This window comes from Mesorhizobium sp. M0664, assembly GCF_040320565.1.
Taxonomy (GTDB): domain Bacteria; phylum Pseudomonadota; class Alphaproteobacteria; order Rhizobiales; family Rhizobiaceae; genus Mesorhizobium.
Map to the genome: position 1 here is coordinate 65,312 of NZ_JAMYPW010000014.1, position 25,808 is coordinate 91,119.

Annotated in this window: 17 protein-coding genes and 1 pseudogene; 9 read left to right on the top strand and 9 right to left on the bottom strand. The window is 58.4% G+C overall.

Going from position 1 to position 25,808, the window contains the following annotated elements; all coding sequences use genetic code 11:
- Window positions 1–142: 142 nt before the first annotated feature.
- Both NKI39_RS15700 and NKI39_RS15705 read left to right on the top strand, forming a co-directional pair.
- The gene (locus tag NKI39_RS15700; RefSeq protein ID WP_352832773.1) at window positions 143–601 is read left to right on the top strand and encodes a Ros/MucR family transcriptional regulator; all 459 of its coding nucleotides are present in this window, start codon (window positions 143–145) and stop codon (window positions 599–601) included.
- 408 nt (window positions 602–1,009) lie between these two features.
- Window positions 1,010–1,339: a hypothetical protein gene (locus NKI39_RS15705; protein WP_352832776.1), complete on the top strand. Its 330-nt coding sequence runs from the start codon at window positions 1,010–1,012 to the stop codon at window positions 1,337–1,339.
- Window positions 1,340–1,596: 257 nt separating this feature from the next.
- On the opposite strand, the gene NKI39_RS15710 is transcribed toward NKI39_RS15705, so the two are convergent.
- Together NKI39_RS15710 and NKI39_RS15715 are read right to left on the bottom strand one after the other, a co-directional pair.
- Window positions 1,597–1,995, bottom strand: coding sequence for a BP74-related protein (locus NKI39_RS15710; RefSeq protein WP_352832778.1), 399 nt, complete (start codon window positions 1,993–1,995; stop codon window positions 1,597–1,599).
- 44 nt (window positions 1,996–2,039) lie between these two features.
- Window positions 2,040–3,737, bottom strand: coding sequence for a M4 family metallopeptidase (locus tag NKI39_RS15715; RefSeq protein ID WP_352832781.1), 1,698 nt, complete (start codon window positions 3,735–3,737; stop codon window positions 2,040–2,042).
- Window positions 3,738–5,082: 1,345 nt separating this feature from the next.
- Here NKI39_RS15715 and NKI39_RS15720 point away from each other — a divergent pair.
- Both NKI39_RS15720 and NKI39_RS15725 read left to right on the top strand, forming a co-directional pair.
- On the top strand, window positions 5,083–5,892 hold the full coding sequence (locus NKI39_RS15720; RefSeq protein WP_352832783.1) for a hypothetical protein: 810 nt from the start codon (window positions 5,083–5,085) through the stop codon (window positions 5,890–5,892).
- 34 nt (window positions 5,893–5,926) lie between these two features.
- Window positions 5,927–7,465: a hypothetical protein gene (locus NKI39_RS15725; protein ID WP_352832786.1), complete on the top strand. Its 1,539-nt coding sequence runs from the start codon at window positions 5,927–5,929 to the stop codon at window positions 7,463–7,465.
- A gap of 53 nt (window positions 7,466–7,518) precedes the next feature.
- On the opposite strand, the gene NKI39_RS15730 is transcribed toward NKI39_RS15725, so the two are convergent.
- The 4 genes and pseudogenes from NKI39_RS15730 to NKI39_RS15745 form a co-directional block, all read right to left on the bottom strand.
- A complete protein-coding gene (locus tag NKI39_RS15730) occupies window positions 7,519–7,965 on the bottom strand; it encodes a hypothetical protein (RefSeq protein WP_352832788.1) in 447 nt (148 codons plus the stop codon).
- Window positions 7,966–8,103: 138 nt separating this feature from the next.
- Window positions 8,104–9,687 carry a hypothetical protein gene (locus tag NKI39_RS15735; protein ID WP_352832791.1) on the bottom strand — a complete coding sequence of 528 codons (1,584 nt, stop codon included), beginning with the start codon at window positions 9,685–9,687 and terminating at the stop codon, window positions 8,104–8,106.
- On the bottom strand, window positions 9,678–12,503 hold the full coding sequence (locus NKI39_RS15740; protein ID WP_352832794.1) for a DUF8727 domain-containing protein: 2,826 nt from the start codon (window positions 12,501–12,503) through the stop codon (window positions 9,678–9,680). The genes NKI39_RS15735 and NKI39_RS15740 overlap by 10 nt, the downstream gene beginning before the upstream one ends.
- Before the next feature lie 1,151 nt (window positions 12,504–13,654).
- Window positions 13,655–14,893: pseudogene (locus tag NKI39_RS15745) on the bottom strand (metallophosphoesterase family protein); the annotation flags it as partial.
- A gap of 1,399 nt (window positions 14,894–16,292) precedes the next feature.
- On the opposite strand from NKI39_RS15745, the gene NKI39_RS15750 reads away from it, so the two are divergent.
- The 5 genes from NKI39_RS15750 (at window position 16,293) to NKI39_RS15770 (ending at window position 22,853) form a co-directional block, all read left to right on the top strand.
- Window positions 16,293–17,372 (top strand): TatD family hydrolase, encoded by a 1,080-nt coding sequence (locus tag NKI39_RS15750; protein ID WP_352832796.1) that lies wholly within the window; start codon window positions 16,293–16,295, stop codon window positions 17,370–17,372.
- A gap of 48 nt (window positions 17,373–17,420) precedes the next feature.
- The gene (locus NKI39_RS15755) at window positions 17,421–18,437 is read left to right on the top strand and encodes a hypothetical protein (protein WP_352832799.1); all 1,017 of its coding nucleotides are present in this window, start codon (window positions 17,421–17,423) and stop codon (window positions 18,435–18,437) included.
- A 48-nt stretch (window positions 18,438–18,485) separates the two neighbouring features.
- Window positions 18,486–19,877: a Dyp-type peroxidase gene (locus NKI39_RS15760; RefSeq protein ID WP_352832801.1), complete on the top strand. Its 1,392-nt coding sequence runs from the start codon at window positions 18,486–18,488 to the stop codon at window positions 19,875–19,877.
- A 72-nt stretch (window positions 19,878–19,949) separates the two neighbouring features.
- On the top strand, window positions 19,950–21,779 hold the full coding sequence (locus NKI39_RS15765; RefSeq protein ID WP_352832804.1) for a hypothetical protein: 1,830 nt from the start codon (window positions 19,950–19,952) through the stop codon (window positions 21,777–21,779).
- Between the two features lie 33 nt (window positions 21,780–21,812).
- Complete coding sequence (locus NKI39_RS15770) at window positions 21,813–22,853, top strand: ferritin-like domain-containing protein (RefSeq protein WP_352832807.1); 1,041 nt, start codon at window positions 21,813–21,815, stop codon at window positions 22,851–22,853.
- Window positions 22,854–22,862: 9 nt separating this feature from the next.
- Here the strand turns inward: NKI39_RS15770 and NKI39_RS15775 are convergent, their stop codons facing one another.
- From NKI39_RS15775 to eboE, 3 genes are read right to left on the bottom strand one after another with little or no spacing between them, the layout of a single operon-like run.
- On the bottom strand, window positions 22,863–23,723 hold the full coding sequence (locus NKI39_RS15775; protein ID WP_352832810.1) for an EboA domain-containing protein: 861 nt from the start codon (window positions 23,721–23,723) through the stop codon (window positions 22,863–22,865).
- 9 nt (window positions 23,724–23,732) lie between these two features.
- Window positions 23,733–24,605 (bottom strand): UbiA family prenyltransferase, encoded by an 873-nt coding sequence (locus NKI39_RS15780; RefSeq protein WP_352832813.1) that lies wholly within the window; start codon window positions 24,603–24,605, stop codon window positions 23,733–23,735.
- Window positions 24,602–25,804, bottom strand: coding sequence for a metabolite traffic protein EboE (gene eboE, locus NKI39_RS15785; RefSeq protein WP_352832815.1), 1,203 nt, complete (start codon window positions 25,802–25,804; stop codon window positions 24,602–24,604). Before eboE ends, NKI39_RS15780 begins: the two co-directional genes overlap by 4 nt.
- Between the last annotated feature and the right edge of the window lie 4 nt (window positions 25,805–25,808).

Here is a 25,808-nt window from a genome sequence, read left to right on the forward strand (position 1 = left end):
AAATAACATCAAAGGGTTGTCCGAAGACCGTACGAATTCTGCGTCGGCTCCACTGCAGTTCGATAGACCAGGCTTAGGAGGGCGGTTGCGTCGTTGATCATCAACCAATAGAGAGGGGATTAATCAGACAAAAGGACCACCAATGACCAACCAAACCGATACCCGCGCTGCCGAACTAGCTGAGTTAACCGCCGACATTGTCTCAGCATATGTCAGCAACAATCCATTGCCGGTGTCTGGCTTGCCGGACGTGATAGCATCGGTTCATGCTTCGCTGTCCGGACTTGGCACGCTGATCTCGCCTGTCGTTGAACCGCAAATTCCCGCGGTCAGCCCGAAGAGGTCGGTGACGCCGGACTTCATTATCTGCCTCGAAGACGGCAAGAAGTTCAAATCCCTGAAGCGGCATCTTAGCACGGACTTCGGCCTGACCCCCGACGCCTATCGCGCCAAATGGAACTTGCCGCACGACTACCCTATGACAGCTCCGAATTACGCCGCTCAGCGCTCGCAACTGGCGAAGTCTATCGGGCTTGGCCGCAAGGCCGAACCCGTCGCACAAGCCAAGAAGGCACCTGTGAAGCGGAAAGCCAAAGCGTAGTCCGCCACCACCTGACGCAATGGAAAGGCTCAGCTATGTCTGGAGAGCGGCGGATCTGAAAAGGACTATATTGAGGCGTTCTACAGCCGAACCCGCCGCCACAGTTTTTTGGGCGGCGTCAGTCCCGAGGCGTTCGAAAACGCCGCGGCGTGAGGCTGGGTGTTTCTGCCAATCCGGGAGCAGTCCAGGCGACCGAAATCTGCGCAAGAAAATTAGTGGGTCCTGAGCCCAGACTGAAACATCTGTACCCAACCCTTCTTTCGTTTTTTCTTGCGGCCCAACTCATTATATACGAGACTTCATATGAGTTCGTCCCCGGTACGTCGCTATCGCAAGTCACTTGGATAGATCACCTCGCTGCAAGTTTTCAGAGAAGCAATTTCCGATAGGATTTGGGTAGGAGAAAATATGAAAGCGGGAATAGTAATCTATAAACGTGTCGGCACATTACTTGTTGGAAAATGGGCACATGAGGATTCTCTTGGCCTTTTCTCCGAAGAGATTGTGCGCGATGTTCAGCTTGGCACTTGGGAGGGAGATTGGCCCGTTGAAATTTTCCAAGAACGTAAACTTATTTTTAGAGGTCGCTTGAATTCGGTTAAGCTGGGAGACTGTTTGAAACTGAAATGGCAGCAGGAACCGGATAGCGATGGTGGTGCCCGTATATTCCAGGGTATCGGATATGCGATTGATGCTGAAACAGTGGCAGCAAGTTTTGAGCTGATTGAGCCAAACTGATTTTGCCTTGCGATAATCAGGCCGGCGCCGGAGCCCATGTTAGATAACGGTCCTGGGCGCCGGCTGATCGCACCTCGAACTCAATTTGCTGGGCGTTTGCCAGCGATGGCCAGGCGAGCCAAAGCGCGGTACAGAGTGGAACAGCTGATTTCCAACTTTGTCGCTACGACATGCAAGGTGGCTGATCTATCAGAGTTCCGGCAAAGTTTCAGGATCACCTTCCGACGCACTGACGCACTCAAGGTAAAATCTAGTGGCTAGGCAGGCCGCATGGTGCCCAGCTTGACTTTGTCTGTGACTTCAGCCGAGAGACGTGACGACCACGGACACCAGACGCTCTTAGGCAGGAAGCTGCCACCGACTTCGTCGAGATGCTTCTCAACATATGTCACGTTTGCATCACAGACCTCGATCTGTTTTTCGAAGAAGGCGATGCTAGAGGGGTCTAGATGGAACGACCATTCTGGATTGTACCACGTTCTGCTCTGTATGATGTTGCCTTGCACACTATCGTTTGCGGATTTCTCAGCCAGAATTCGACGCGCTTGTTCGATTTTTGCAACATCGCTCAGCTCGAAAACAAAAAGCTTAACCTCGCCCTCAGGGGATTTCTGTTCAAATACGAAATAAGCGCTGGCTGTGTGCTTCGGATTCATGAGATTGCTCGGTATCCCTTCCATCCTACCCGTCGGATTAGGCGTCAATCGAACTTTATGCCGACCGTTTCCCAGGCTTTCTTGACTGCCAGGAACTCCTTGCTGTTGTCGCCGTGAGCTTCCTTGGCTGTTTGCAGGATGACCCGGGCCGCGATCGGAATTGTGACCTCGAAGGGAAAGTTCGGCAGGCTTGTGACCCAGATTTTGGCGGCCTCCGGCGTTCCCAGCGCCATTGCCGTCTCGTAAAACGCCTTGTTGGGTATTCCGGCGTTGGCGCGAGCAGCCCCATCGGCGAAGGGCGCAGCCGGATCGGTGGTCACCAGGTTGGCGTAACTGGCAACCTGCGGATCCTTGCCCAACACGTCGTCGTCATAGGCTGTTCCGGGCGCCTTCAATGACCGGAACGGACGGCGATCAGTCAAGATTTTCTTCGGCTCGCCCCGGAACCACGCCACCGCGCCCTCCCCGATCACCCAGTCGGCGGTCGCCGCGGTCTGACCAAGTTTGACTTGCTTGACGTAGGACGCCAGGATATCCGCATATGAATGGCCCAACGCCTCTCCCGTCCCTGAGAATATTTCGGCGCCAGTGTCCTTCAAATATGCGTTTGCTGTAACATCGTAGGTTATATCCGGTATATCGGCCATACCTGCTCCGGCCGAGATATAGGCGCCATCCCAATAGGCGTTCGGGCCATCTATAATCGAAATCCCAACCGTGTCCTTTTTCGTTTCAAACAGCTTGTCATATTCGGCTTGCGCAACTTTCACCGAAACAAGGATATGACGCTTGGCAAATTCCGAGGCTTTGAGGGCGGCAACATGCTTCGCCAGAGTTTCAGAAATCGTTTCGTCCGGCGCAGTATCCTTGGCTTCCTCGAGGAACTGGATCGCCTGCGTGTAGTCCCCGCCGCTTTCGGCAACCGATCCAGCGAAATAGCACAAATCATGCCACTCGGTGAATTTCTGAGCGAGGGATGCAATTGGCGCGAGCGCCGCTTTGTTCTCGTCGACCAGGGCCGAACCTGAGTTCAGAGCCCGCCGGTTGATTCTCGACACTGTGATGATCGAATCGACCAGGCTGCCGAATTCGCTTTCGTTCAGATACTGATAGAGAGCGCCCTGGGTGGACCAAGCGCGTTGAACGAGAGCCAGCGCGATCGATCGAGCGATTCGATCGTGGCTGGTTTGGTCCGTTTCAATCCAGACCGGATTTGGATTCCCATCGTTGAGGTTGCTCACGTCGCCGCTGATAACCGCCTTACTGGTAGTGAGAATCAGCACTGAAAAACGCAGGATGCGGTCCTGAACGAACCAGCGCTGGATACGCGGCAGTAGCGCGCCCACGTCGACGCCACTGATCTTTGCGTCGATGGCAGTCGGGCTGAAAAGTGTCGCGCTGAGGCGCGCCGCCTTTGGCACCGGAAAATCCCTGGCGCCGGGATCAGCGCTAAACACTACTATCTGACTGGTCAGTTTGGCCCTGCTGGGGGCCTGCGCCTCTTTCAGTTCCGCCAAGGATTGATCGAGCTCTGCCTGTATCGATGCGATCTGCGCGACGATCATGCGCGAGATATGGTCGTCGGTTACGGTCTTCCCGCCGGCGTCGTAGATCTGCACCGGTTCGATCGCGACATCACCTCCGACAAAGCCCTGATAGGTGAATTTGACGAACCATAGATTGATCCACACGAGCGCGAGCGCGCTGGCCGCATACACCGCTATTTTCGCAATAACGTCCACCGCAGCAACCCCTCCCTTGTTTGGACCGACTGTGGTTTGCAACGAGGCTACGGCGCGGTCTGGTTTGTTGCACAGTCGGCCAAGTTAGGTGCGCTTGTCGTCGCGTTATGAGTTCTAATTTAGAGCTACCGGACCACTCCCAGCGCCCGCAGGCTCAAGGTCGCATCCTCAATCCGCTCCGGCATCTCAAGACCGGACAGGGCTGCCCAGGTCATCAGTGGCTTCGACGGCTTCTGTATACTCCGATGAGGACAAGAACACCCGCGATCGGCATCGCCAAAAGAAGGAATTCAAGCGAGCCGGAGCCGCCATCAGGTGAAGTTCCAAAAATACGTTCTATGAAATCCATGATGACTCCGTTTCGGACATTGGGAAACTGAGGATTTTTCATAGTTGGAGGCTAATCGAAATAGGTTACTCCTGTTGTGTTTACACAGCAAGTCCTACCTGGCGCACATTAGTGTAATGTCGGCATAATAAAGCAACAAAGGCTGGAAACGATAGAATTTCTCTTCGCTTGGCCTCGCGCCACCTGGCATCAGTCTAGGTGGGATCGCCCCGCGGGTTGATTTGAGCCGAGAGGCAACCGTCTGGCGTGAGGGATCTGCCAATCGCCCGTTGCGGGACCGCCGCCGAATTTCTTCCATTCGCTGTTGTCTCGCGGACCGGCGAGACCTTTGCGAGGTCTGCCAAATCCCAAATTCCGAGACCTACTGCAACCCGAGCCATCTTGCATTGAACCGCCAGCATTTCCGAACCACGTTACGATTTTAGTTCCCGCCGGACCCCATCGCAGCCAGGAAAGTCGGGAACGCGGTCGTTTGAGTGAACAGTGCTCATGGGCATGAGGCCGACGCTGTGCCCTGCGCATTGATCGCAAAAGAAGTTGTCGAAATGAGTGTTCGATTAGTCACCCGCTTGTGGGGCAACTTTATGAACCCTGAATGATCGCTGATCAGGTGTTGGAACAGCATATCAAGCCAGGATCTGTCCATGACATCGAGCTGATCACTGGTAGGTTTGCGTACTAGACCATCTGTTCAACGTCCGCTTGCACAGTCCCCAAGACCTGCTAATCTTGGCGCGGGAAGTTAGAGTGACCGCCATGGATTGGATCGAGAGCTTTACCGGGTAGAATCCTGATGGAGGTGACGGATCGGCGGAGATCGCGATTGTTCTCATATTACTCGCAGGGGTGATTGTCTGGCGGATCCCATTGCTCTGCACGCAGTTGAAATCTCTTTTTATCGCATGGAAGCCGAAATAGCTGCTTTCGGGTAACGATTGCCGCCGCTGCGCGACCACGCGAACTTGCGTTCTTGTTTGACTCAGCAGGAGAGGGTGCATGGATCCGGTGACGAAGGAATCCGCGGCTTTCGCGTTTCGCGGGACGGTGAAGCAAAAAGGGGCCGCAAATCTGAAAGCCATCACCGACACTAGCCGGACTGCAGTGGTGACTGTCGATGAAATCGTGCGGTCCCCTTCGGCATTGGCGGGTTTTGTCGGCCATGACGTGACGGTCCAGCTTGCCGCCAACGAACAGGTCAGAAACGGAGAGAGGGGTGTCTTCTACGTCACCGGCTTTGTCTTCGGGGAGACCCTTGCCGTCCAATCGGTCGGCCATGACTCCGTTCCGGCTGCTCAGCTGATGGTTGCGGCCAGCGTAAGGGCTGCTGACGGAGATCCGACGCGCGCCTTTCGGCAGACGAAGGCGCGGGAGCGCGCCAAGCGGGCTCCGGTGGTCGTTACCGGCAAGGTCGTCGCCGTCGGGCTGGCCGATTCCGAACCGACTCCGGTTACCGCAGCCGCGGTCACGTCGCGGCGCGTGAGCGAGCACGAGCCGTTCTGGCGGGAGGCCATTGTCCAGGTCCAGACCGTCCACAAGGGAGCAGTACCCTCGCAACAGGTCGTGCTGCGTTTCCCCGGTAGCAGCGATGTCCGGTGGCACCTTTCGCCGAAATTTCAGGCCGGCCAGGAAGGCGTGTTCTCCCTCCATACCGATCAGGTCAGCAGCCGCCTCCAGTTCGGCCCGGCGGCGGCGAGCATGGCTGCAACTGCCACGGCCTTCACTGCACTGAACAGCGCCGACTTCCAGCCGGCCGACCACGAAGCGGAGGTTGCCGCAGTGCTTTCAGCGGCCGCTGCAACTGTCTGAGCACGGAGGATTTTCTGGGATAGGGGAGGCAGCGATGCGTAAACCGAAGCGCGCCAAGGCAAAGGCGACGACCGAGGTCAAGGCGGTCAAGAAAGCAGCCAAGAAGGCGTCCGCCCGCAAGCGGGCGGTGCGCGGCGCGGGGGCAGTGGCCGCCGGCGCCGCCGGCGTTCTCCTGGTCAATATCATTCCGAAATCGCTAAGTTCCGAGACGAATCAGGACAGCGAACCGATGATCGCGGTCAATCCTGCCAACACCAATCAGATCGTCGCCACAGCTTTCACGCCGGATCCCCTTGAGAGCGGATCGGCGCCGTATTTCTTCTCAAGCGATGGCGGCCACACGTGGACGCTGAATACGGTCGTGCCAGGCGGCGACATGACAGGCGATATCACAGTGGCTTTCAGCGGCACCGGCCCCGCTCTATACGCGGGTATCCTGCGACAGGACAGTCCCGACCAGTCGACGCGCATGGCGATCTTGCGCACCGCCGATTTCAGCGCACCGATACCGATGGACGTGCTCGACGATCGTCAGCAACCCGACCAGCCCTTTGCCCAGGCGGCAACGGTAGCCAACGGCTTGGCGGCCGGGAAACAACGCGTCTATGTCGGGAGCAATGACTTCGCCGGGGGCGAGAGGACGGCCACACTCGACTTCATGCTTGATGCGGCGGCCGCCAACCCGGGGTTCAAGAAAGTCCGGCTCGAACGCCGCTCCACGGGGACGGCGGGACAGGACGGCCCTCAGGTTCGCACCTCGATCCATGAGGACGGCACGGTGTATGCGACGTTCTACGGGTGGAGGTCGCAAACGGGTGACTTTGGCGCCAATACGCTCAAGGTGAACGCCGACGTGGTCGTGGTAAGGGACGACCAGTGGGGGGATAGTCCCGCTCCCTTTGAGGATCTCAGGGACGCCGACGATGGCGTCGTCGGGCAGCGCATCGTCAGGAATGTGACGATCTCGTTTAACCGAAACGGTCTGACCGCCAACGGTCAGCAGCGCATGGGCGGGACGCTGTCGATCGCGGTGGATCCGCGCAGTGACAAGAGCGGCACCGTCTACGTCGCCTGGGGCACGGATGAGGCCGATACCGGCTTCACAATTCACGTCAGGAAGTCCACCAACCGTGGTGTTGCCTGGTCGGCCAGCGACATCCTGAAGGTGCCGCGCGCGACCAATGCCGCGCTCGCGGTGAACTCCGATGGCGCCGTCGGTCTCCTGTATCAGCAGTTGGCCGGAACTGGTCCGACGCGGCGATGGGAAACGCATCTGCGTCGAAGCGCCAACGGCGGAAATACCTGGTCGGACCTCACGCTCGCCACCACTCCGGCGGCCACCCCGGTCAAGACCTTCGACCCGTATCTCGGCGACTACGACCATATGCTCGCCGTCGGCCGCGATTTCTATGGCATCTTCTCCGCGAGCAACGTGCCCGACATGGCGCATTTCCCCAACGGGGTGACTTTCCAGCGGAACGTGGATTTCGACACGCGCGTCCTGCTCGACGTCAACAGTCAGGATTCGGTCCCGCCTTCGATCGATCCATTCTTTTTCAAGGTGAGCGGGTGAGCGGGCACCGGTGGCGTCTGGAGCGAAGATTGCGGGACGCTTGCTTTGCGCGATCAGTCGGCGGTCGTGGACCGTTTCACGACCGCGCGCACACGCGCGGCGTCGCTTACCGGGAGCACGTCACCCTTCCGAGGCAGATTGAATGTCCTGGTCGCAGATCCGGCGGCCATGGGCTCGGCCTTCGGCGCGAACGCGTCCGGCTGCAGGATGAATACGCCGGACTTGCCGGCTTCGAGCTTGGGATAGCGAAACCACATCACATCGGTAGAGGTCGGGAAGCGGACAACGACCTGTTTTCCCGGCGGCTTGCCCTTGATCTCCTCGTCAACGTCTATGACAGCTTCGGCGATGGCGGGATCGTGCTCGGTTATCCGGATAGGGCCGGTTTTCTCTCCGGCGGTGGCTTTGCCCGGCGGACGGACTTCGCGCACGTGCCCGACCACCACGACCGACGCGGACTGGATACGTGCAAGCAGGTCAGAATCGGCATCGCCCGGCATGTTCGACAGCTTTCAGAAACGTCCGACGCTGCTTCTCCAAGAGTGACAAGAGGATAACACCTCGCGGACGGGGAGGGAATCAGCTTCTGTCGAAACAAAGGATATGTGACGGATTTTTCTTTCGCATCGGTTTGCTACTCACAAAATCTCCGGCACCACGATCATAAGCAAGCTTTCCAACCGACGACTTGCTTCCGGGTCACCTTGCGGGCTTGGGCAAAGGATGGTGCAGTCGCCCGCACCGGGTAGGCGCTCAAAATCCACCCACGCGCCTGCAGGTGGCGGGAATACGACGAACCCGCCCATTGGGTGGCACCGAACAAGATGAGCTTCGATCGACCACCCGATCGTTCTCCTGTACATCTCGACCGTGTGCGGCTTGACGTCGAGTTTGTTGTTCTTTCCGTGATGCTTAGGACTTGCCAGGCATGCGTCGCCAACCATCAGTGACTTTCCATTCGGCGTCGTGATCCTGATTAGATAATCAGGTGAGCAACGAAGCTCCAATCCAAGAAAGGGACGCTCAGCGTCGAGTTCCTGATTGCGCGCCGCCCACTCGAGTGCGGGGACATCGCGTTCGTGCGCCGGCGGAAGTTTCTCGTAGTCGACGAACACAGGTTCCGCCTCGTAATCCAGTTCAAGAACAACATCATCTCGTTTCAGGCGCCAAGAGCAGGACTTGGCCAGGTCAGTTGCATTCGTCGAATGGGAGCCAGTGAAGCCCAAACGCCGCAATTCTTTCACCAGCCAAACTGCTCCCCAGAGCTCCCACAAACTGTTGAGAAACACGGGTGGATAGTGCGACTTCGCAGATTCAACCTCGGAAAGCGTCTCGGAATAAGGTGGGGCAAAGGCACGAAGAAGTTGCCGAAGACGAAAGTCGCGCTGAAACAACGGACTAGGGTACACAAAAGTCGCCAGTTCCAAGTCGTTGCCGAGACGCGCCAGAACGCTCTTGAAATCCCCCAATCGTTGCTCAATTGAGGTGAGCTGCCTGATCTCTGCGTCGATCTTCTCCTGCCGTTTTTCAGGGTTCCTGCGGCCACCTCTCAACCGAAGCGACTTCAACTTGCTTGTAACAGCATCAGCCGAATCCCGCATCTGACTCCATCTGCGCATTGCCCAATGCGAGACGATTGCATTCTCCGCCAGCGGAACGCCACGTCTTGACTGGGGTCCCAGCTCGCTAAACGGATCACGGCGTATCGAGTGCGCAGCGCGCAACTCCTCGTCAACCAGACGAATGAGTTCGGAAGGCATCGTTATGCCACCGCTGTTGCTGCCGCGGCCCCATGATCGCTCGGGGCGATCGGCAATCATATCCCAGGCCGCCGCAAACCCAAGTTCGGCTTCGATGTCTTCGACCATCGCTAATACATCGCGGTAGTTTAGCAGCGCCGTTGGAATGACGTAGCAACGCAACGTGCAGCTTTTCGGAGTCCTGAGCGGAAGACTGATTTCGCCCAGACGACGCTGTCTTGCCAATTCACTTTCGAAGCTCCATCGCTGCCACTGGGTGCCGTCTTCGGCCGGCTCGGCAAGAGGGAGTAGCTTCGTGTGGACGTCCTTCGCTTGCGCGACAATGCCGCGGGTCAAGATGTCGATATAGGGGGAGTCGTCGCGGACGAGATACAAGGTGTTCGGGTCCCATCGATGCTGAACACCGACACCATCCGCTCCCATCACGCGGACACCTTCAATGGTGGACCTGTCTACTGCCAAGGCGAAATGAATCCGAGACGCGCTTGCTGACGCGCCAATTTCAGACGCCGACGTGTTCTGGGAAGTTCGTCGACGCCATCGACGACCTTCTCCAGCGCGTCCAACGCTGGTTGCAGTTGATCGAACGCTCCCGACAGCTTTACCAGGATACGGCTCGCGATTACACGGTCCACCAATTCATCCCGGTCCAACAATCCTTTGCCCTGAAGGTCCAGCCTGTGGTGCAGATTGAGCAGCGCTTTGATGTCCGAGAGCACCCGGCGAGAGGGAAGCAGGTCGTGTCGGAGTTCATGATCATGAACCGCCAAGTGCAGCGCTTGCAACACTGCATCGACGCGCGCGTCGGTGTTTGCGCCACCAACCGATATGGCCGGCAGGCCTGGAAGAGGAGGAATTGACGCCAGGTTCGAGAGCCCGGCTGGCCCTTCCATGTCCCACGAGACTTGCTTGAGCTCAAGAAGGAAGCACCGGTCCAGGACCTTTGGTGAGGGTGGACGCGACGAGTCATCGATGTTCAACGTGCCAAAAACGCGGCACGGAGCAATCGTTGTGTCTTGCGCGATCACGCCGTTTCCGCCGTCCAATGCATGAAAGAGCCGTGACAGATAGTACTCCGGCCGCGTGAGGTTGAACTCATCAAAGAGGATCAGATGCGACAGCGTTCTCTCTTTGAGGAGGTGGCTCAAGAGGCCCGTTTCACCAAAGAGAACGCCATCGTTTTCCCAATGCGCTTGCACGGCGACTTCGTGAAAAGTCTCGCCAATTTTCTTGCCAAGCATGCGCGCAATAAGCCGGACAAGTGTCGACTTTCCACACCCTGGAGGCCCCGCAAGGAGCACGAATGGCCGCACAGCGAGCGCGAGCAGAGCCACGACAACGTCGTCGAAGTGCAGATGGGGTTCTGCGGATTTGACAGTGTCCTTGAGTGATGCCAGGGCCTGCGAAAACTCGGAGTCTGCAACGCGTTCCCCCCAATCGAAGCGGTCTTCCTCATTGGGCGTAGCTTGTGTTGAGGGTGTCAAGCCAGGCGCTGCAGCCAGTTCAGTCGGCGCGAACGATCCGGATTTGTCTTTTTTCTCTTTGCTGTTTTTCCCGATATCGCCATTGTCAGGCACGAGGCTTCGCGTGAGGCTCTGCCCGTTCGCTACCTCGGCCGCCTTGGCCTCAGAAATCCGTTGCTGAGGGCTGCGATCAAGAACATCTGCGCGTACTGTCTCCCGATCGTCTTTCTTTTCCGCAGTCGTGCCAGGCGCGCGACCGTCAACGTTTACCCCCTCGCGCACAACACGCTCAAGTTCTTGGGCTGAGGTCCAGCCGCGGTTCGCAGTCACCGCAACGATTTTGGACATGCCCAAGTCCAGAATAATGTCATTCGCGCCGTCTACGGCCAATGCCTCCGAGTCCAACAGTTCATCAAACGGATCCAGAGCTGGTTCCTGACGCTTGCGGAGCATATAGGCATCGATCCAGAGATGACCCGTTTCGTCGACTTGGTTCGAACGGATTGTTGCGCGCTCGCGAACCGGATCCCATTCGAGCTCCATCTTGCCAGGCGACTCACGTACCTTCATGGCACGAAACTGACGTCCCTGCCGAGCGGACATACCCGCCGCGGGTCCTGGGACCAGCCGTGTTTTTGGCTGCGATCCTTTTGCAAGTGCGGGTAGATCTTCGATCTGACGCTTTCCGCCGTCGTCGACAAACGGATCGTTTGGATCAAGCACGATAATTTGTTGTTCGCGGTCTGCGGACTGCTTCATCCCCAGCAACAGCGGATAGGGAAGTGTCGATTCGAGCGGAGCGGTAAAAACGTCCCTGCCCTGCTCGTTCGGCTCTCGAAGGCGTGGCGGATCGTAGTTGTGCAGAATGTGGGCGAGCCCACCGACCGCTGCAGCAATTGCAAAAGAGCTCCCAACCCGAAGGACCTCAGGCTGATCGCCATCAGGAAAGAGCGTCTCCATCATCGCATCCTGGAAGCCAGGGAGCAGACTTGTTCCGCCAGCCAACAAAATTGTGTCGATCAAACGATGGGCATCACTTGGACCGGTCACGCGACGCTGTTCGAAAAGCTCCTTGCTCTTGCGCTTCGCGTCCGCCGAGGACGTCTGGTTGTCGTAAAGCCGCTCACAAAGTCGTTCGAAGAGAGGGCGCAGGCCGCTCCAAAGTTCGCCAGACACAGACACAAGCGTCTGTCGGTCGATCGTGAGCTGCTTTTCGGACAATGGCACTTTGAAGGTAATCGCCGTTCCACCCGAGCTTGATCGAACTTTCGCGTCTTCGATTGCTCGCAACGCCGCATCGGTGACGTCAACTCCAAGGAGCTCGCAAAGGCGCTGATCGACCCAACGGCCCGCGTGACCGACGCTGTCGCCTCGAAGGGCACGAAGCCGCAGGTCACGCTGTGCCCCTCTTGAATCGGGGCTGACAATACTTTGATCACGCCGGCTGACAACCAAAGTCATATTGGTGGTCGCAGCGCCCACATCGACCACCAGGAGGACGTTGTTTCGTCCAGCTTCGAGTTCCATGGTTCGCTTCAGGAGGCGAAAATACTCAGCGACCATCTCTGGTTCTGGTACAACAACTATCCCGGGAATGGCGGCCTCCACGGCACGCTTATAGCGAGTACGCGTTTTTTCGTCCGCAATGGACGGCATCAAGGCGTATTTTCGACGGGATTGATATTCCGGAGGTAGTTTTTCCAATATTTTTCTAAGGTATTCCCGAAACACCTCGTCCCGCTCCAAGTCTCGGTAAGGGGTGCGAGGATCCTTTCGATCGTATATGATCTGCCGCACCGCCTTGCTGCCGTGCAACATCCAATCCTTTATGTCATCCAGTTGGTAAACCCAGGGGGCGTCTTGGGGCGAATCCAGTTGGAGGGTCCACTGATTACGATCTTTGCTCTTCGGGTCAGCTATTATGAAGCATCGAGACGGGTAGAAGGGCTGACCCTCATATTGCAATAGGAACTGAAATGCAGTTTCGGACATATTCTTATTGCACTTTCGTGAGCATCAGATTCGACGCTGCAGGACTTAGCAGAAAACCTTACACCAAGCCAAACCCTGAGAAGTGCTATCACGTACGCAGCGGCCTGTGTCTGAATGGCCGCGAGAAATCCACTATCCAAGGTCATGGATCGTTACGCCCGGCACAACCGTCTTGGCGATCTCGCATAGGTGCTGGTGATGCGTGAGGTAGATTACCTGTCCGGCACCCGCCATTTCGCCAAACAAGCGGAAGACCTCCTCGGACCGGACATGGTCGAACGTTTCCATGATGTCGTCGGCGATGAACGGGACTGAGGGTCGAAACTGGGCAAACTCGTAATACCCAGCAAGCCGCAGGGCCAAATAGAGCTGGAAACGTGCACCCTTTGACAGCGCGTCGGCGACCTTGGATTGCCCGCGCGCTGCAATGCGATGAGCACTTCACCGCCTTTGACCGGTTGGGTTGTCAGGCCGGAGTATTGGCCACGCGTCATCAACGCGAAAGCATCGGATGCGCGCGCCATCATGCCGGAGCGATGGCGCTCTCGATAGACGCGCAGCGCATTGCCGGCGGCCATAACACCCAGCTTCAGCTCGATGTAGCGGACGGCCTTCTCCTCGATGTCCAACAGCACGGTGCGCCGTTCGGCATCAATGCGGGCAACAGCGCTGTCGCCACCAACGGCATCCAGCTTGTCGGCTGCGCGCGTTCGCCGGATGAGCTGTTGTTGGATCGCTTCGTCAAGATCCTGAAGCCGCTGACCGGCTTCGGCCTTCTCGATCGCGAGCGTGTCAAGGTCGAGTGCCTCCAGGATCGAACGCGCCTGCTCGAATCCTTCCACCGCGAGTTCGGCCGCTACCTGTTCCTCAAGTTCACCGATCGCGATCCGCAGGCGATCCCTATCGCGCAATAGCTCGTCGCGTTCCACCACTTCGGACAGGGTGGATACGCCAAAGACGCTCAGGACGTCGTTCTTGCCACGCTCATGTGCCAGGTCGGCGCCGCTGGCAAGCACCCTGTCAAGGAACAGTTCTAGCCCAGCTTCATCTTTGCCGGCGAAGTCTCGCCCGTCGGGCGGCAGGTCCACGATCATTTTTTGCACGAGCGCCCTCGCCTCAGCCCGGAACGCTTCCGAGCCGGCGTCAGCGCGCATGGATTGAGCGAGTTCGAAAATCGGATCCGCGATGCCCTCGGAGGTTTCCGCTGAGGGTCGCGAGACGTTAAGCTCGAGCTTCTCCACCCATGTGTCACCCGTCTGTTCCGCGACCTGCTCAGCTTCTGCGAGCAGCAGGTCGCGGTCGCGAATCAGCGCCCAGGACAGAGGCGATGTCCCGGTCAGGCCGAGACGGACCACAACATGACGGGACCTGACGGCAGCCCTGACGTCTTGGAGCGCGGAGCGGACGCGCCCGACGGCCTCGGACCACTCTACCGCCCCCGTCAGGTCACGCTCAGCCGCTCGAATTGCGCGATACCGGTCAGCCGTTCCTCAATTTCGATGGATCGGTCGTCGCGTATTGTCACCAGGGTGACGGACTTCTCCCCTGCCTCGTTGATGTCCCTACCCTGCGGTATCCCCGGCATGACGATCGTACTTGCTCCAGGATGGACCTGGCGAGCATGGATGTGGCCAAGCGCCCAGTAGTCAAAGCCATGGCCGTGCAGGTCGGTGACGCTGCAAGGGGCGTAGACGTCGTGGCCGGGTGATCCTGCCAGGCTGGTGTGCATGATGCCGACATTGACCGCCCCTTCCCGGGCAGCAGGATACTTTGGCAGCAGGCTGTCCGGCGCTTTGGGGTTCGCGAAGCTCAAGCCATAAAACGTGACGTCCAGACCGCCGGCCGTGTGCAGCACGGACTGGGGACGGCCACTGAAGATGGTGATCGTGTCGGGAAACGTCAGCTGCTTCGATATCCGCGACAGTGCGTCGTGGTTGCCGCGGATCTTGAAAACCCGGATACCTGCCTGGTCGAGGCGTGTCATCTGCCATGCTAGGAACCGCGCCGTTTTCATCGATGTCTGGTCGCCGTCGTAGAGATCGCCGGCGATGATCAGCGCATCGACGCTCCGCAAGGCAGATATCGACGATGGAGACAAATACCTGGCGGCTGGCGTCGCCGACCAAGTCGGCAAGCTCGCGGTTTCGCAGCGCCAGCGAGCGCAGCGGCGAGTCGAGATGAATGTCGGCCGTGTGTAAGAATCGAAATGCCATTCGGCAGTCTCCAGCCCTGAACATAAGGGCGTTCGATCGCAGTTCGATAGATGAATTTCACGACACGCTAAGTTGCCATCCTGAAGTCAGGCAGCCGTCATCGAGCGCGCCTGTGCCAAGTTTTCTGCTCGGCCTTTTATTAGACTGGAGGATGCAGCTGTCAAATTCAGGCGCGCCTTGCACATGTTCGCATTGCACCAGAACGGGCCGTAGCAGCGCGCATCATTGCACTACCGAAATGGGCCGAAAGCTGCCTGGCGGCTTTTGGCGCAAGATGTGGGCGGACGTTCAGCTCATGGCTGAAGCTAAATTAGCCCATACGCCTTCCGTGTGTGATAGATCAGGCGTGCCGAGACAGCGCTGCGCAAGCCAGGTTGATGGCAAAGCGCTCGTGTTCCGAGAGGCGCCCGAAGCAAGTTCATTCCTGCAGGTTAGGAACTTTCAGCGCTTCGCTGGAACGGAGTTCAGTGGCTGTCACCATCTCGGCGAGGTCAAGCAAAAGCGGCATCCTGGCCCGGAAGCATGGCAAACTGTACCGATACCGGAAGCCGGTCGGGCACCGCCAAGGGAATGGCCAATGCCGGCATGCCGAGCATATTTGCCCAGCGACGGAAACGGCCGCCAGCCATTCCCCACGGCACCATGTCTCAATTCACCTCGGTCAGTTCGTAGTGCGCGAGAAGGTAGCATACTTCTCCGGGCCGACGGCAGATGACCGGCAAGAGGACGCTCTCGGTCAAACCGCCTTGCGAAGGCGGATACCTTCCTGGAGTCGATAGGATCCAATCGATCGCTGCTGTTGAGTGCCACGATCTGGCTTCGGATATCGACGACTTCGATCAGATCAATGTCGCCTGGTCGGATTGGATAGACAAGGATGAACCGCCCGCGCGAGCGACGGTCTAAGCCACTATGGGACTGCCCGACATCCGTGTCGACATTCAGTTCACTGCCGCAATACCATCGTAGCCCTGCTCTGGGCCGGCAAACGGCGCTCGCCTTCAGGATTCTCGAAGCCTGATGGTGGCGGAGAGTGGCAGCCGAGCGCCGGAAGACGGCGCCTTCATGGACTGCCAGGGCGAGGAGAGCCGCACCAGCGAGCCCCTTCTGTGGTGCGAGTGATCGCATCGAACAGGCGCGGCCGGCTCTCAACGAAATGCATCAGGCTTTTGCGGAGCGCCCGATCTGGATGGCAAAGGGTTGGCACCCGCCGACGCCTTTCTACAGGAGGTAGAGATATATCTGGTTGAAGACATTGACTCGGCCTGAGATTAGCGATGTATTTCGGCAAGTTATTTTGCTTCGGAAGTGATATTGCGACCGACTGCGAACGCGCCGGCCGGCGATTTGTTTTGCTGAGCGGGGGTCGAGGTACTTGTGAAGCGTACTGGGGGTAGCAGTGGAAAACGATCCGAGTAATTTTAGTGATGTATCCGGGCAGCTTGCCGACAATAAGTTCGGTTGTCCTTGTTGCGGATCACGTCTGAAATGGAAACACAACGGTTCGATCGAGGTCGAATTCGATGCTGCCGCGAACGCCATTCCGCGAGCTGCCGGGACGATGTTCATTGACCCTCATGCGCATATGATATCGCGCAGCACGAATGATTACGAAGCAATGGCCCGCGCCGGCGTGGTCGCGGTCATCGAGCCATCGTTCTGGCTTGGCCAGCCGCGTACCAATCTCGGCAGCTACCTAGACTATCTCTCGACCATTTTGGGCTTTGAAAAGTTTCGTGCCGGGCAGTTCGGTATCCGCCATTACTGTTGCATCGGGCTCAACCCGAAGGAAGCCAACAATGAATCGCTCGCCGAGGCGGTTCTCGATGCCTTGCCCGCCTTCGCGGTCAAGGAAGGAGTGGTGGCGCTCGGCGAGCTCGGCTACGACGAACAGACTGCACAAGAAGACAAGTGCCTGCGAATCCAGATTGATCTGGCTATCGAACTCGATCTTCCGATTATGATCCACACACCGCATCGCGATAAACATCGCGGTACTTTGCGGACCATGGATGTGCTGGCCGAGCACGGCTTTAATCCGGGTCGTTGCGTGATCGACCACAACACCGAAGACACGGTGCGCGATGTGCTCGACCGAGGCTACTTCGCCGCTTTCTCGATCTATCCTCACACCAAGATGGGCAATGAGCGCCTCACCGAGATCGTCCGCGCCTACGGGCCCGAGTGCATCATTGTCGACTCTGCTTGCGACTGGGGCGTCTCAGATCCCTTGGCGGTGCCGAAGACCGCCGCTTTGATGGCACAACGCGGCATAGCCAGCGAGGCGATCCGTAAGGTGACCTACGACAACGCCCTCGCTGTTTACGGGCTGTCGGGGGCGATGCAGGAAACCGACTGGACTAACCCGGAGTTGGTCGACCAGCGCAACCTGTTCCAGGGCAACAGCGTGCTGCGTGGCGGCCAGGCGCCGCGCATCGAAACGCCGCAACGCGGGTCTAGCGAACTTAGAATTTCCTGACCACTTGATCAACAACCGACCATTCGCGCTCAATCCGAGGAAACCGCCATGGCAAGCTTTGTTCAAGTACAAGAAATCCTAGACAAGCTTGTAGACTACGAAAATATAGGAATGCACGGACCGTTCTGGCGAGGAAAGTCGCGCGACGAGTTCGTAAGCCTGAGCATTTTTGGCCTCCCGATCATTTCTATCGGAGACTCGGCCGAGTCAAACCTGATCAAGGCATTGCGCGGTTTGGCCCCGTTCGGACGCAATCTTGACCCACGTCCGCCCGGTGCCCGCTTCAACCGCATGCCATCGCGGCGACCTCCAGCCTCCGAGAAGGATATTGCAACGATCGAACGCTGGATCAATTTGGGATGCCCCGAGAGCCTGCCTGATCGTCGAGAAAATAGAGAAGCGCTCCTTGCAGCTTCAACGGTAGATATTCGGTTCTGGCGAGAATTCGATGATTTCTTCCTTTATAAATCCTCCGAGCAGACGAAAAAATACGTCTTTGGTTTCATCGGAAATAGCGTTCCGATTTGGCTCGATTTTGCATTGCGAGACGGCAGCAGCGACGGCTGGACTAAATACATTGCTCAAGGACCGATTAGGGAATCGATCGACTATATTTCCAAGCATCAGAGCCGCATCGTTAGATCTTTTTATGGGAGCCCAGCTCCGTCTGCAAGCGTCTTCGATAGTTTTTGGAAATTCGGTGGAAACTTGTTACCCGACGATCCTCAGTCGAGCGGACCTACTCGGCACACGATGAATTCGCCGGCCGATTGGTTTAACTGGTCGCCATTTCTTGATTCGGTCCTTTGCATCGATGGTGCGAATCCTGATTCTCTACTGTTCGCCAGATCTTGGCATGTTGGCCTGATTGCCGACGGGTTGCTGCGAACAGACAGCGACCGACCGCCCAGTGACCGAATCAAGATCACAGATTTCCGTGCGGACGACCCCAATCTCTTCAGCGCGGCAGTCGCCCGCTACGAAAACGCCGATTCGTCGCGTCTGATTACAGAATTTGCGCGACGAGTTCGCGAGTCAGATGTGTTCCCACCGGCGGCGGTATAACGGGATTTATCGCGGGCATTCAATTCTCTCGTCGGAAAGAGGTGGACCGTGTCGCTACAAGATCTTCTGACTTCTTCTCTAGACACCAACCATCCCGATGCTCTGGCGTTCATGCAGGGGGTCCAGGGCAATATCCTGAAAGGTCACGATCGGCTGCACACGGCGCAGATTTTCGTCACCTTCAATGCAAACGCCCAGGCCGCCCGAGCCTGGATTTCAGGCGACCTGTCCCGCCGCCTCACGTCGGCCAAAAAGCAAGATGAACAGATCAAGGAATACAGGGCGAAGCGCGACAAGGGCCACCCCTTCGTCGCCTTCTTTCTATCCTATCAAGGCTATGTCCGGCTCGGAATCGCCGACAGTGTCACGCCAGCCGACGTCTATTTTCGATCCGGTATGAAGTCGGTACCGGCTGGTGAACAAAACGTCGTCGCGGATCCGCCTCCAAGAAGATGGGAGCCAAATTTCCGAGGGCGGATCGACGCGATGGTGCTTGTAGGCGACGACGACCGTGATCGGCTCGATGTGACCGTCGATGTGCTGACAAAGGAATTGGCGTCGACCAGCGAACACACGTTTGTTGAGCGTGGCGACGTTCAACACTTTGATTTCGGCGATGGACGCGGAAACATCGAAATCGAGCACTTCGGCCATCAGGACGGCATTAGCCAGCCACGTATGATCAAGAAGGACATCGACGACGAGATCGCCGAGCGGGGGAGCGCCAATTGGAATCCCGGGGCTCCGCTTTCTCTTGGATTTGTCGGGGAGCCGAACCGGCCGGACGAGTTCGGCAGCTATGTGGTGTTCCGCAAGCTCGGGCAAAACGTCAAGGCGTTCCGCACTGCGCGGGACGCCCTCGCAGGCGCTCTTGGCGTTAGCGCCGATGATGCCGCGGCCCTGGCTGTTGGCCGTCATCGCAACGGCAAGCCGGTAATGCCAGCGACTGCGCCTCAGCCTGGGAAAGATGCGAACGATTTCAATTTCAAATCCGACTTGAGTGCGGCGCTGTGTCCCTATCAATCCCACGTTCGAAAGACCAACCCACGCGGGGATACAGTTGTCTTTCTGGATCAAACGGAAGAATCCGAGCGAAGCTTGCGGATCCTACGGCGCGGGATCCCGTTTGGCGAGCGGCCCGACCTAGCGCCGGATTCGATGCTACCGCCGCCCGAGTCAGGCGTCGGTCTTCTATTCATGTGCTATCAGTCTAAGCTGATCCAGTTCGTGATTCAGCAGGAAGGTGCTGACTCCAACGACTTCGTGAAGACCGGCGTCGGACCCGATGCGACGCTTGGTAACAACACAGCAGGCGCGGCGCAACAGTGGCCGATCAACGGCAATCCGGCAGCCAAATCGTTCCTGATGTCGAACTTCGTGACAATGCTCGGCGGCGAATACTTCTTCGCGCCAAGCGTTTCGTTTCTCGCATCTCTATGAATTCTAGTGGCCTCGCGCGCGGAAATCGTCGCGCGAGCGTCGCTACAAGTAGCCAGAAGCGGAGATCCTTGAATGAGCTATCTGCATGCCACCCGCCTGCATTTTGCCGGCCGCTTTCGCGCCGATGTCTCAACGGTGAACAATGTTCGACAACATTTCGACGATGACAACTTCAATCCAGACCTGCAAAAGCCCCTGAGTGGCGGCACTGACCGGAGCAACTGGCAACCAGACGGCACCGGCGCATGGCGGCTTCTCGATTGCCGGGTAACAAGCGGTTCCCGCACCGACGGCCCATTGGCATCGACGCCGGTCGACGATATGGCCATAGGCCTCTCGGTGCGCGAATCCGGCGACCGCTCTGCGGCAAAAATCGTCGACCTTGATCCAGATCAGCAAGGCGTCTCGATGTTGTTTGGTCTGACAATCTGTCTAATCGATTCGCACGGGCACGTGCTGATGCAGGGTGAATTCGAGCCTGCGGCCTTTTACGATTTGCGGGCGCAACGCTCCACGGGCGGGGGAGACGCAGGCCGGAGCGCCTATTTTCAATCGGTACTGACCAATGTGACGTGGGGCGATATTGCCAAGTCCCCGTGCCTCACGCAGCTGAAGCAGCTGAGTGCTGCCGAACAGCTCTCGATCCGGTTTATCACCGACGGCTATCGCACGGGCGGCCCCATGCGCGGCTACGGCCGCATCGTCGGCACCATCGGTCCCCACTTTGCGAATGAGCCGCATACCTTCATCGGCGGACGGCATCTTCAAGTGCAAACGGACGGCCCGCCGAATCCACCCGAATTTTCTCAGTCCGACTGCGTCGTGGACGCCGCGCGCCGCAAGATTCTCATCGACGTTGGGAACCTCCTGAAAGTCGACTCAAAGGGCGACTTCGCCGACATGGGAGATATCAGCCTGGAGGTCGGCACGGGAGCGGCAGCGGCGAGCCTTGGCACGTTGAGTTACAAGGCTCCTGGGACCTATTCGGCCACCGCCGGGATATTTGAGCTCCCCCAGGACCGTCCATTCACGGACGCTGAACTGGCAACGGTCTTGCAGAACCCTTTGCGTATGACGGTGCGTCCGTCTGGTGCCTTGACCGCGAGCGTATTCGGTGCCGAGCGCGATGACGGTATCTATCTCCGGGCAGAGCAATTTGTCTTTCGTGTCGCGCCGGGCGAAATCAAACACACCGATCTGATCGCGACGCGCTTCGGGGCGCCGTTCGCAAACGCAACACCGCGGGCCGCAGCATTCCCGTTTTCACCGGAAGACAATCTGCCGCTTCCTGACATTGCTGTGAATCCGAAGACCGATGCAGAGGGTCGTGCCCGACTGACAATCACGGGGGTCGACCCAGGCAACCCGCGCAAGTTTATCGATGGGTTGGTCTACGGCGTGGTTTGCTCGCTCGATGAATCGCAGACCGATCTTGACGTTGTCATCAACGCGGAGCGAAATTTCATCAGCATATTGAACTTCGATCCGTTTCCTGAAGTCGAGTCGCCGGGATGGGACGACGTTCGTAAGATCTTCAAGAAGTATGGCGATCTGTATCCTCGGCCACACGGGCCAAATCCCTATGCGCCGTTCGACGGACTTCCGCCATCACGCCCCGTGGTCAATCTCGCCGACCGCGACAGCGTGATAAAATTCGCGCCTCGCATCTTGTGGGCGCTCGAGTTGCCGATCGAGCATCCGAGCCACATGCCGGTGACGCGTGACCTCTCGTTGGGGAAGCGCAAGCGCATGATCGCCTGGCTGCGCAGCCTTGGCGTCAAGGGAACACCCATCCCGCCCATCGCCATCACGGCGGCAGCGACCAAGACCGGGAAACCGGTGACCCGATCGACCACCAAGTCGCCGGTCGTCGACATCCGTCTGCTGCGTCACCGGTCCTGACCGCCGCCCAGATCAGAGGAAGGATTTTCCATCATGCTCCGAATCATGGTCCAGCCACTGGCGACCACCGACGACGTCCGCAACGCGTTGCAGAATGCCATCCAACTCGAACACTCGACTATTCCACCCTATCTCACGGCGATGGCGACGCTGTCTGGCAGCTCTGAATCCGTGAAATATGCGCGCGAGGCGATTCGAGACGTGGTCATCGAAGAAATGCTTCACATGACGCTCGCTTGTAACATCCTGAACGCGATCGGGGGTCACCCGGTCATCGCAGATGCCCATTTTATACCGACCTATCCGCACGAATTGCCAATGGGCGTTGCTGGTGACCTCATTGTCCACCTCAAGCGCTACTCCAAGAGCCTGATCGAAGACACATTCATGAAGATCGAGGAGCCGGAAGTCCCGCTGGAGATTCCGACCAAGCCGGCAGTGGTCGCGATGGCTGCGGCTGCGCCCATAACGATCGGGCAATTCTATGCGGCAGTCCGCGCCAAGCTCGTCGCCCATCCCGAACTGTTCACCGGCGACCCAAGCCTTCAGGTCGGCGGCTTCTTCTTCGATCCCGGCGAAGACATCATCGTGACCGATGTCAACTCCGCCTTGCTCGCCATCGAAACGATCGTCGAGCAAGGCGAAGGAACCCCGAAATCACCCACCGACCTGCAGAATCAAATCGCGCACTACTATCGTTTCCAGCAGCTCTCGAAGGGCATGCGCATCGTTGACGATCCATCGTCGGCACTCAAGGTCAGCTTCGATCCGAACCAGCCGCTGGTTATCGATGACACCGTTGACGTCATCCAGATGGTCGACGATCCACCACTCGTGACCTACCACGCCGCCGACGTGCGCGCCGAGCAGCTGTCGGCTGAGGCCGATGCTTCCTATTCAAACCTTCTCCGGGCCCTGCACCAGGGGTTCAACGGAAAGCCGGACAAAGTGAACGATGCCGTTGGCACGATGTTCGAGTTCAAGACGATTCTTGGAGAATTGCTCCAGCAAAAGCTAACCGCTGGACCGAATGCGGGGCAATTTGCTGGGCCCAAGTTTAGGTACCTGCCATAACCGCGCAGACTAGCCAAGGTTAGGCCAGTCGATGTTCAGGGTGCCCAGCGTGTCTTGCATCTCGCGCATCTGGTCCCGGAACGGAAGACCTGCATCCGTTTCCGGTGCGGACTGCAATGCAAGCGCAATGGCAAAGCGATCATTTTCAACGCCGGCACCCCAAGCGTGGGTCATCGCACCGATCGATTCTGCGTTCAAATAAGGCGCAATACAGCGCCAGACTTCGGGGCTGATCGGCCGGCTGGCAGCGCGGCGCTCGTGCGCCAGCGCCACTAACATGCGCGCCAGGTTTGGATTGCAGCGCTGGTCGAGGCCTTGAATGCGCCACAGCGATGCGCCGATGAAGATCGCTTTCACCACCATCTGGTTCCAGTCGTCTTCCGCAAACACTTCGCAGGGATAGGGGTTGTGGTGCGCAACCGCTTCGAACACCGGCTGCATCCCGGAACGCACCGCCTCGCGGGCACGGGGTTCGATTAGTTTCGCCGCGGGGTAAACCGGAAGACCCCGATATACTGCGATCAGTTCGTTGATTTCGGCGGTAACACAGAAACGATTGAGGGTTTCAGCAAAACTGACGTCGTCGCGGTAGCTCGCAACCATCAGCGCAATGCGCGCCAGTTGATCCACGGTCCAGTTGCTGGGATCAAGGCCCTTGCGCAGCGCTGCTGCACGAGACAAATCCTCCCCCCCCAGCGCCAGGCTGGCCTTGCCGAGGCGCCTTGGCGCTAGCCCAATAGCAATGCCAAGCGCGCGATCGTTTCCAGGACGTCCTATCTCATCGAGGGCACCGCGAAACCAGGCAATCCCCCGGTCATCCGTCGCCCGCGAAATCCAGAGATCGGCGAGTTCGAGAAATCCTCGCTGCATCTGTCGACCTCATGTCCCCGGGATAATTTTCTGAGAAGCCCGCGTCAGCGGGTATCCGAGCGCGCAGAGCGCTACGATCAAAGCACTTCCGCCCGACCATGCGACGGCCACAGCGTCGACGAGGGAGATCGCTGCGATCAAACGGGATACGCCGAGCGGCACCGCCCTTGGGCCAGGTCTGCTGGCCAGAAGACGTATCGCCGAGGCGTCGACCGCGAGCAACAGCACGAGAGCAACAACCACTAGCCAACTGTTTGCGGCCGGCAAAGCCGCCAGCAATGGCGCGGCCAGCATCAGCAAAGGCCAGAGATGGCCTATCCGGTTGAGCTCTTCCTGCTTCGCGGCATAGGTGATGCCTGCCACATGCAATGCCAGAGCAAGTGCGCCAATCGACAAAGCTGTCGACAGGGTTCCGGCCATTGCAACGCCAATGCCGACATAGACCAGCGCACGACACAGACCCATGATGATCGGGCTCAGCGGGTTGCCCTTGTGCCAGACGTCGTAGAGAACGATGATTGTCGCCAGCACGACGCCACACGCTGCCGCGGCCGGCCCGAACGGGATCATCAGCGCCACGCCTGCCATCAGCAGGCCGAAGCCGACGATGCATACTGCGCCAGCCGTGATCTCGCCGGCATCGATTGGGCGCCCAGGCCGGTCGCGCGCGTCTATGGTGCGGTCGAAGAAATCGTTGAGATACATTCCGCCGACATAGAAGGTGGTCATCGCCGGCAGCAGCAGCACCAGCTGTTCCGGCCGCGTGCTGCCAGATATCGTCAATGCCGCGACGGCGTTGGTCCACACGGTCGGCAGGTTAGAGATACGGCCGAGCCGCACCAGAGTGGACAGAGCGGGTATCGGTCGGGCGATAGTGCTCATTCGACCAGACGCCTGGCGCAGAACGCAATCTCGCGCGCGATGTCGGCTGCCTTGGAGCCAGTGCGCCATTGCTGGGGCAGCACATCCCAAGTATAGGTTTCGACTTCCAGATGCGATGAGACATAGCCGCGACGCATCATCGCCAACACAGATTCAAGATCGGCACGCGTCGATCCGATCTCGCCGAGGTCGGCGAGGAATACCGGGACATGGCAATGGATGCGCCATTCGCCTTGGGCGCGACCGTCGCGGAACGCCGCGAGAGCATCCGGCAGATCAGTATAGCGGGTCAGACCCCCCGCCCCTCGGACAATGGTCTGGTGCAGATAGACACCATCGTTGTAGCGCATCACAGCATCGACCAATTCCGTCGTCATCGCTGGTAAGCGGATTGCCGCAGACAGCTGCACTTTGGGTACGGTGATCCCGGCCCGGCGCAGATTGCCGAGCTCCGCAACCAGATCTTCATATTCCACCGCGCCGTGACAAACGTCGTAGCAGATGCCCAGATGACGTCGCAGCAGCGCCTCCGCACCGGCTTGGTTCACATTCGCCTCGGCAGCGAGGCTGCCGAGTATTTCGGGCTTGAGCAGAACGTTTTCGAAGAACGCGATGCTCTCCTGCGTCGTCTCCAGGAAGCAGCACGGCTCGGGTTCGAGGGCGAGCGCGATGCGCTTGCCGGTCCGCAGCTCGATCATTGCGAGGTCCGCCACCGCCAGCATTAGATTAGATGCCATCAAATCCGCAGCACCGTCTATAAATCCGTTAGGCTTGAACGCACCTGGTACCGTGGAAATGCTGCCGTCGACGCCTTCAGGCAATACGGCAGCCAGGACCGCGGCGCTGTCGGCGGTGAACTTGACTCGCGCCGCATCGCGCCAGTCCGGAAGAAAGACGTCTTCCTTCACTCGCACGCCGTGAAACGGACCAAACGGAAATGCGTTGATGGTGAAGACATAGGCTCCAAGCCGGGTCAGCTGCTCGCGGAAAGCGGCGAGCGCATCGGGTTCTCGTGCTCGCGCCGCCGCTTCGCCGGACAACCTCAAGCCAATCCCAAGCGGGCAATCAGGCGCTACCGCGGCTTTGATCAATGGGACGTGCAGGTCAAGGCTGGCGACGATATCGTACCAGCTTTCCCCCGCATGAATGTTGGTGCAGTAGGTCAGGTGCACGTCGCCTGGGAGTCCGTCGAGCTTCATATGC

Coding starts and splice junctions, on each gene's coding strand:
- NKI39_RS15765 (WP_352832804.1), top strand. CDS start 19,950: ATGAGCTATCTGCATGCCACCCGCCTGCATTTTGCCGGCCGCTTTCGC.
- NKI39_RS15730 (WP_352832788.1), bottom strand. CDS start 7,965: ATGCCGGGCGATGCCGATTCTGACCTGCTTGCACGTATCCAGTCCGCG.
- NKI39_RS15770 (WP_352832807.1), top strand. CDS start 21,813: ATGCTCCGAATCATGGTCCAGCCACTGGCGACCACCGACGACGTCCGC.
- NKI39_RS15700 (WP_352832773.1), top strand. CDS start 143: ATGACCAACCAAACCGATACCCGCGCTGCCGAACTAGCTGAGTTAACC.
- NKI39_RS15705 (WP_352832776.1), top strand. CDS start 1,010: ATGAAAGCGGGAATAGTAATCTATAAACGTGTCGGCACATTACTTGTT.
- NKI39_RS15775 (WP_352832810.1), bottom strand. CDS start 23,723: ATGCAGCGAGGATTTCTCGAACTCGCCGATCTCTGGATTTCGCGGGCG.
- NKI39_RS15780 (WP_352832813.1), bottom strand. CDS start 24,605: ATGAGCACTATCGCCCGACCGATACCCGCTCTGTCCACTCTGGTGCGG.
- NKI39_RS15720 (WP_352832783.1), top strand. CDS start 5,083: ATGGATCCGGTGACGAAGGAATCCGCGGCTTTCGCGTTTCGCGGGACG.
- NKI39_RS15755 (WP_352832799.1), top strand. CDS start 17,421: ATGGCAAGCTTTGTTCAAGTACAAGAAATCCTAGACAAGCTTGTAGAC.
- NKI39_RS15725 (WP_352832786.1), top strand. CDS start 5,927: ATGCGTAAACCGAAGCGCGCCAAGGCAAAGGCGACGACCGAGGTCAAG.
- eboE (WP_352832815.1), bottom strand. CDS start 25,804: ATGAAGCTCGACGGACTCCCAGGCGACGTGCACCTGACCTACTGCACC.
- NKI39_RS15710 (WP_352832778.1), bottom strand. CDS start 1,995: ATGAATCCGAAGCACACAGCCAGCGCTTATTTCGTATTTGAACAGAAA.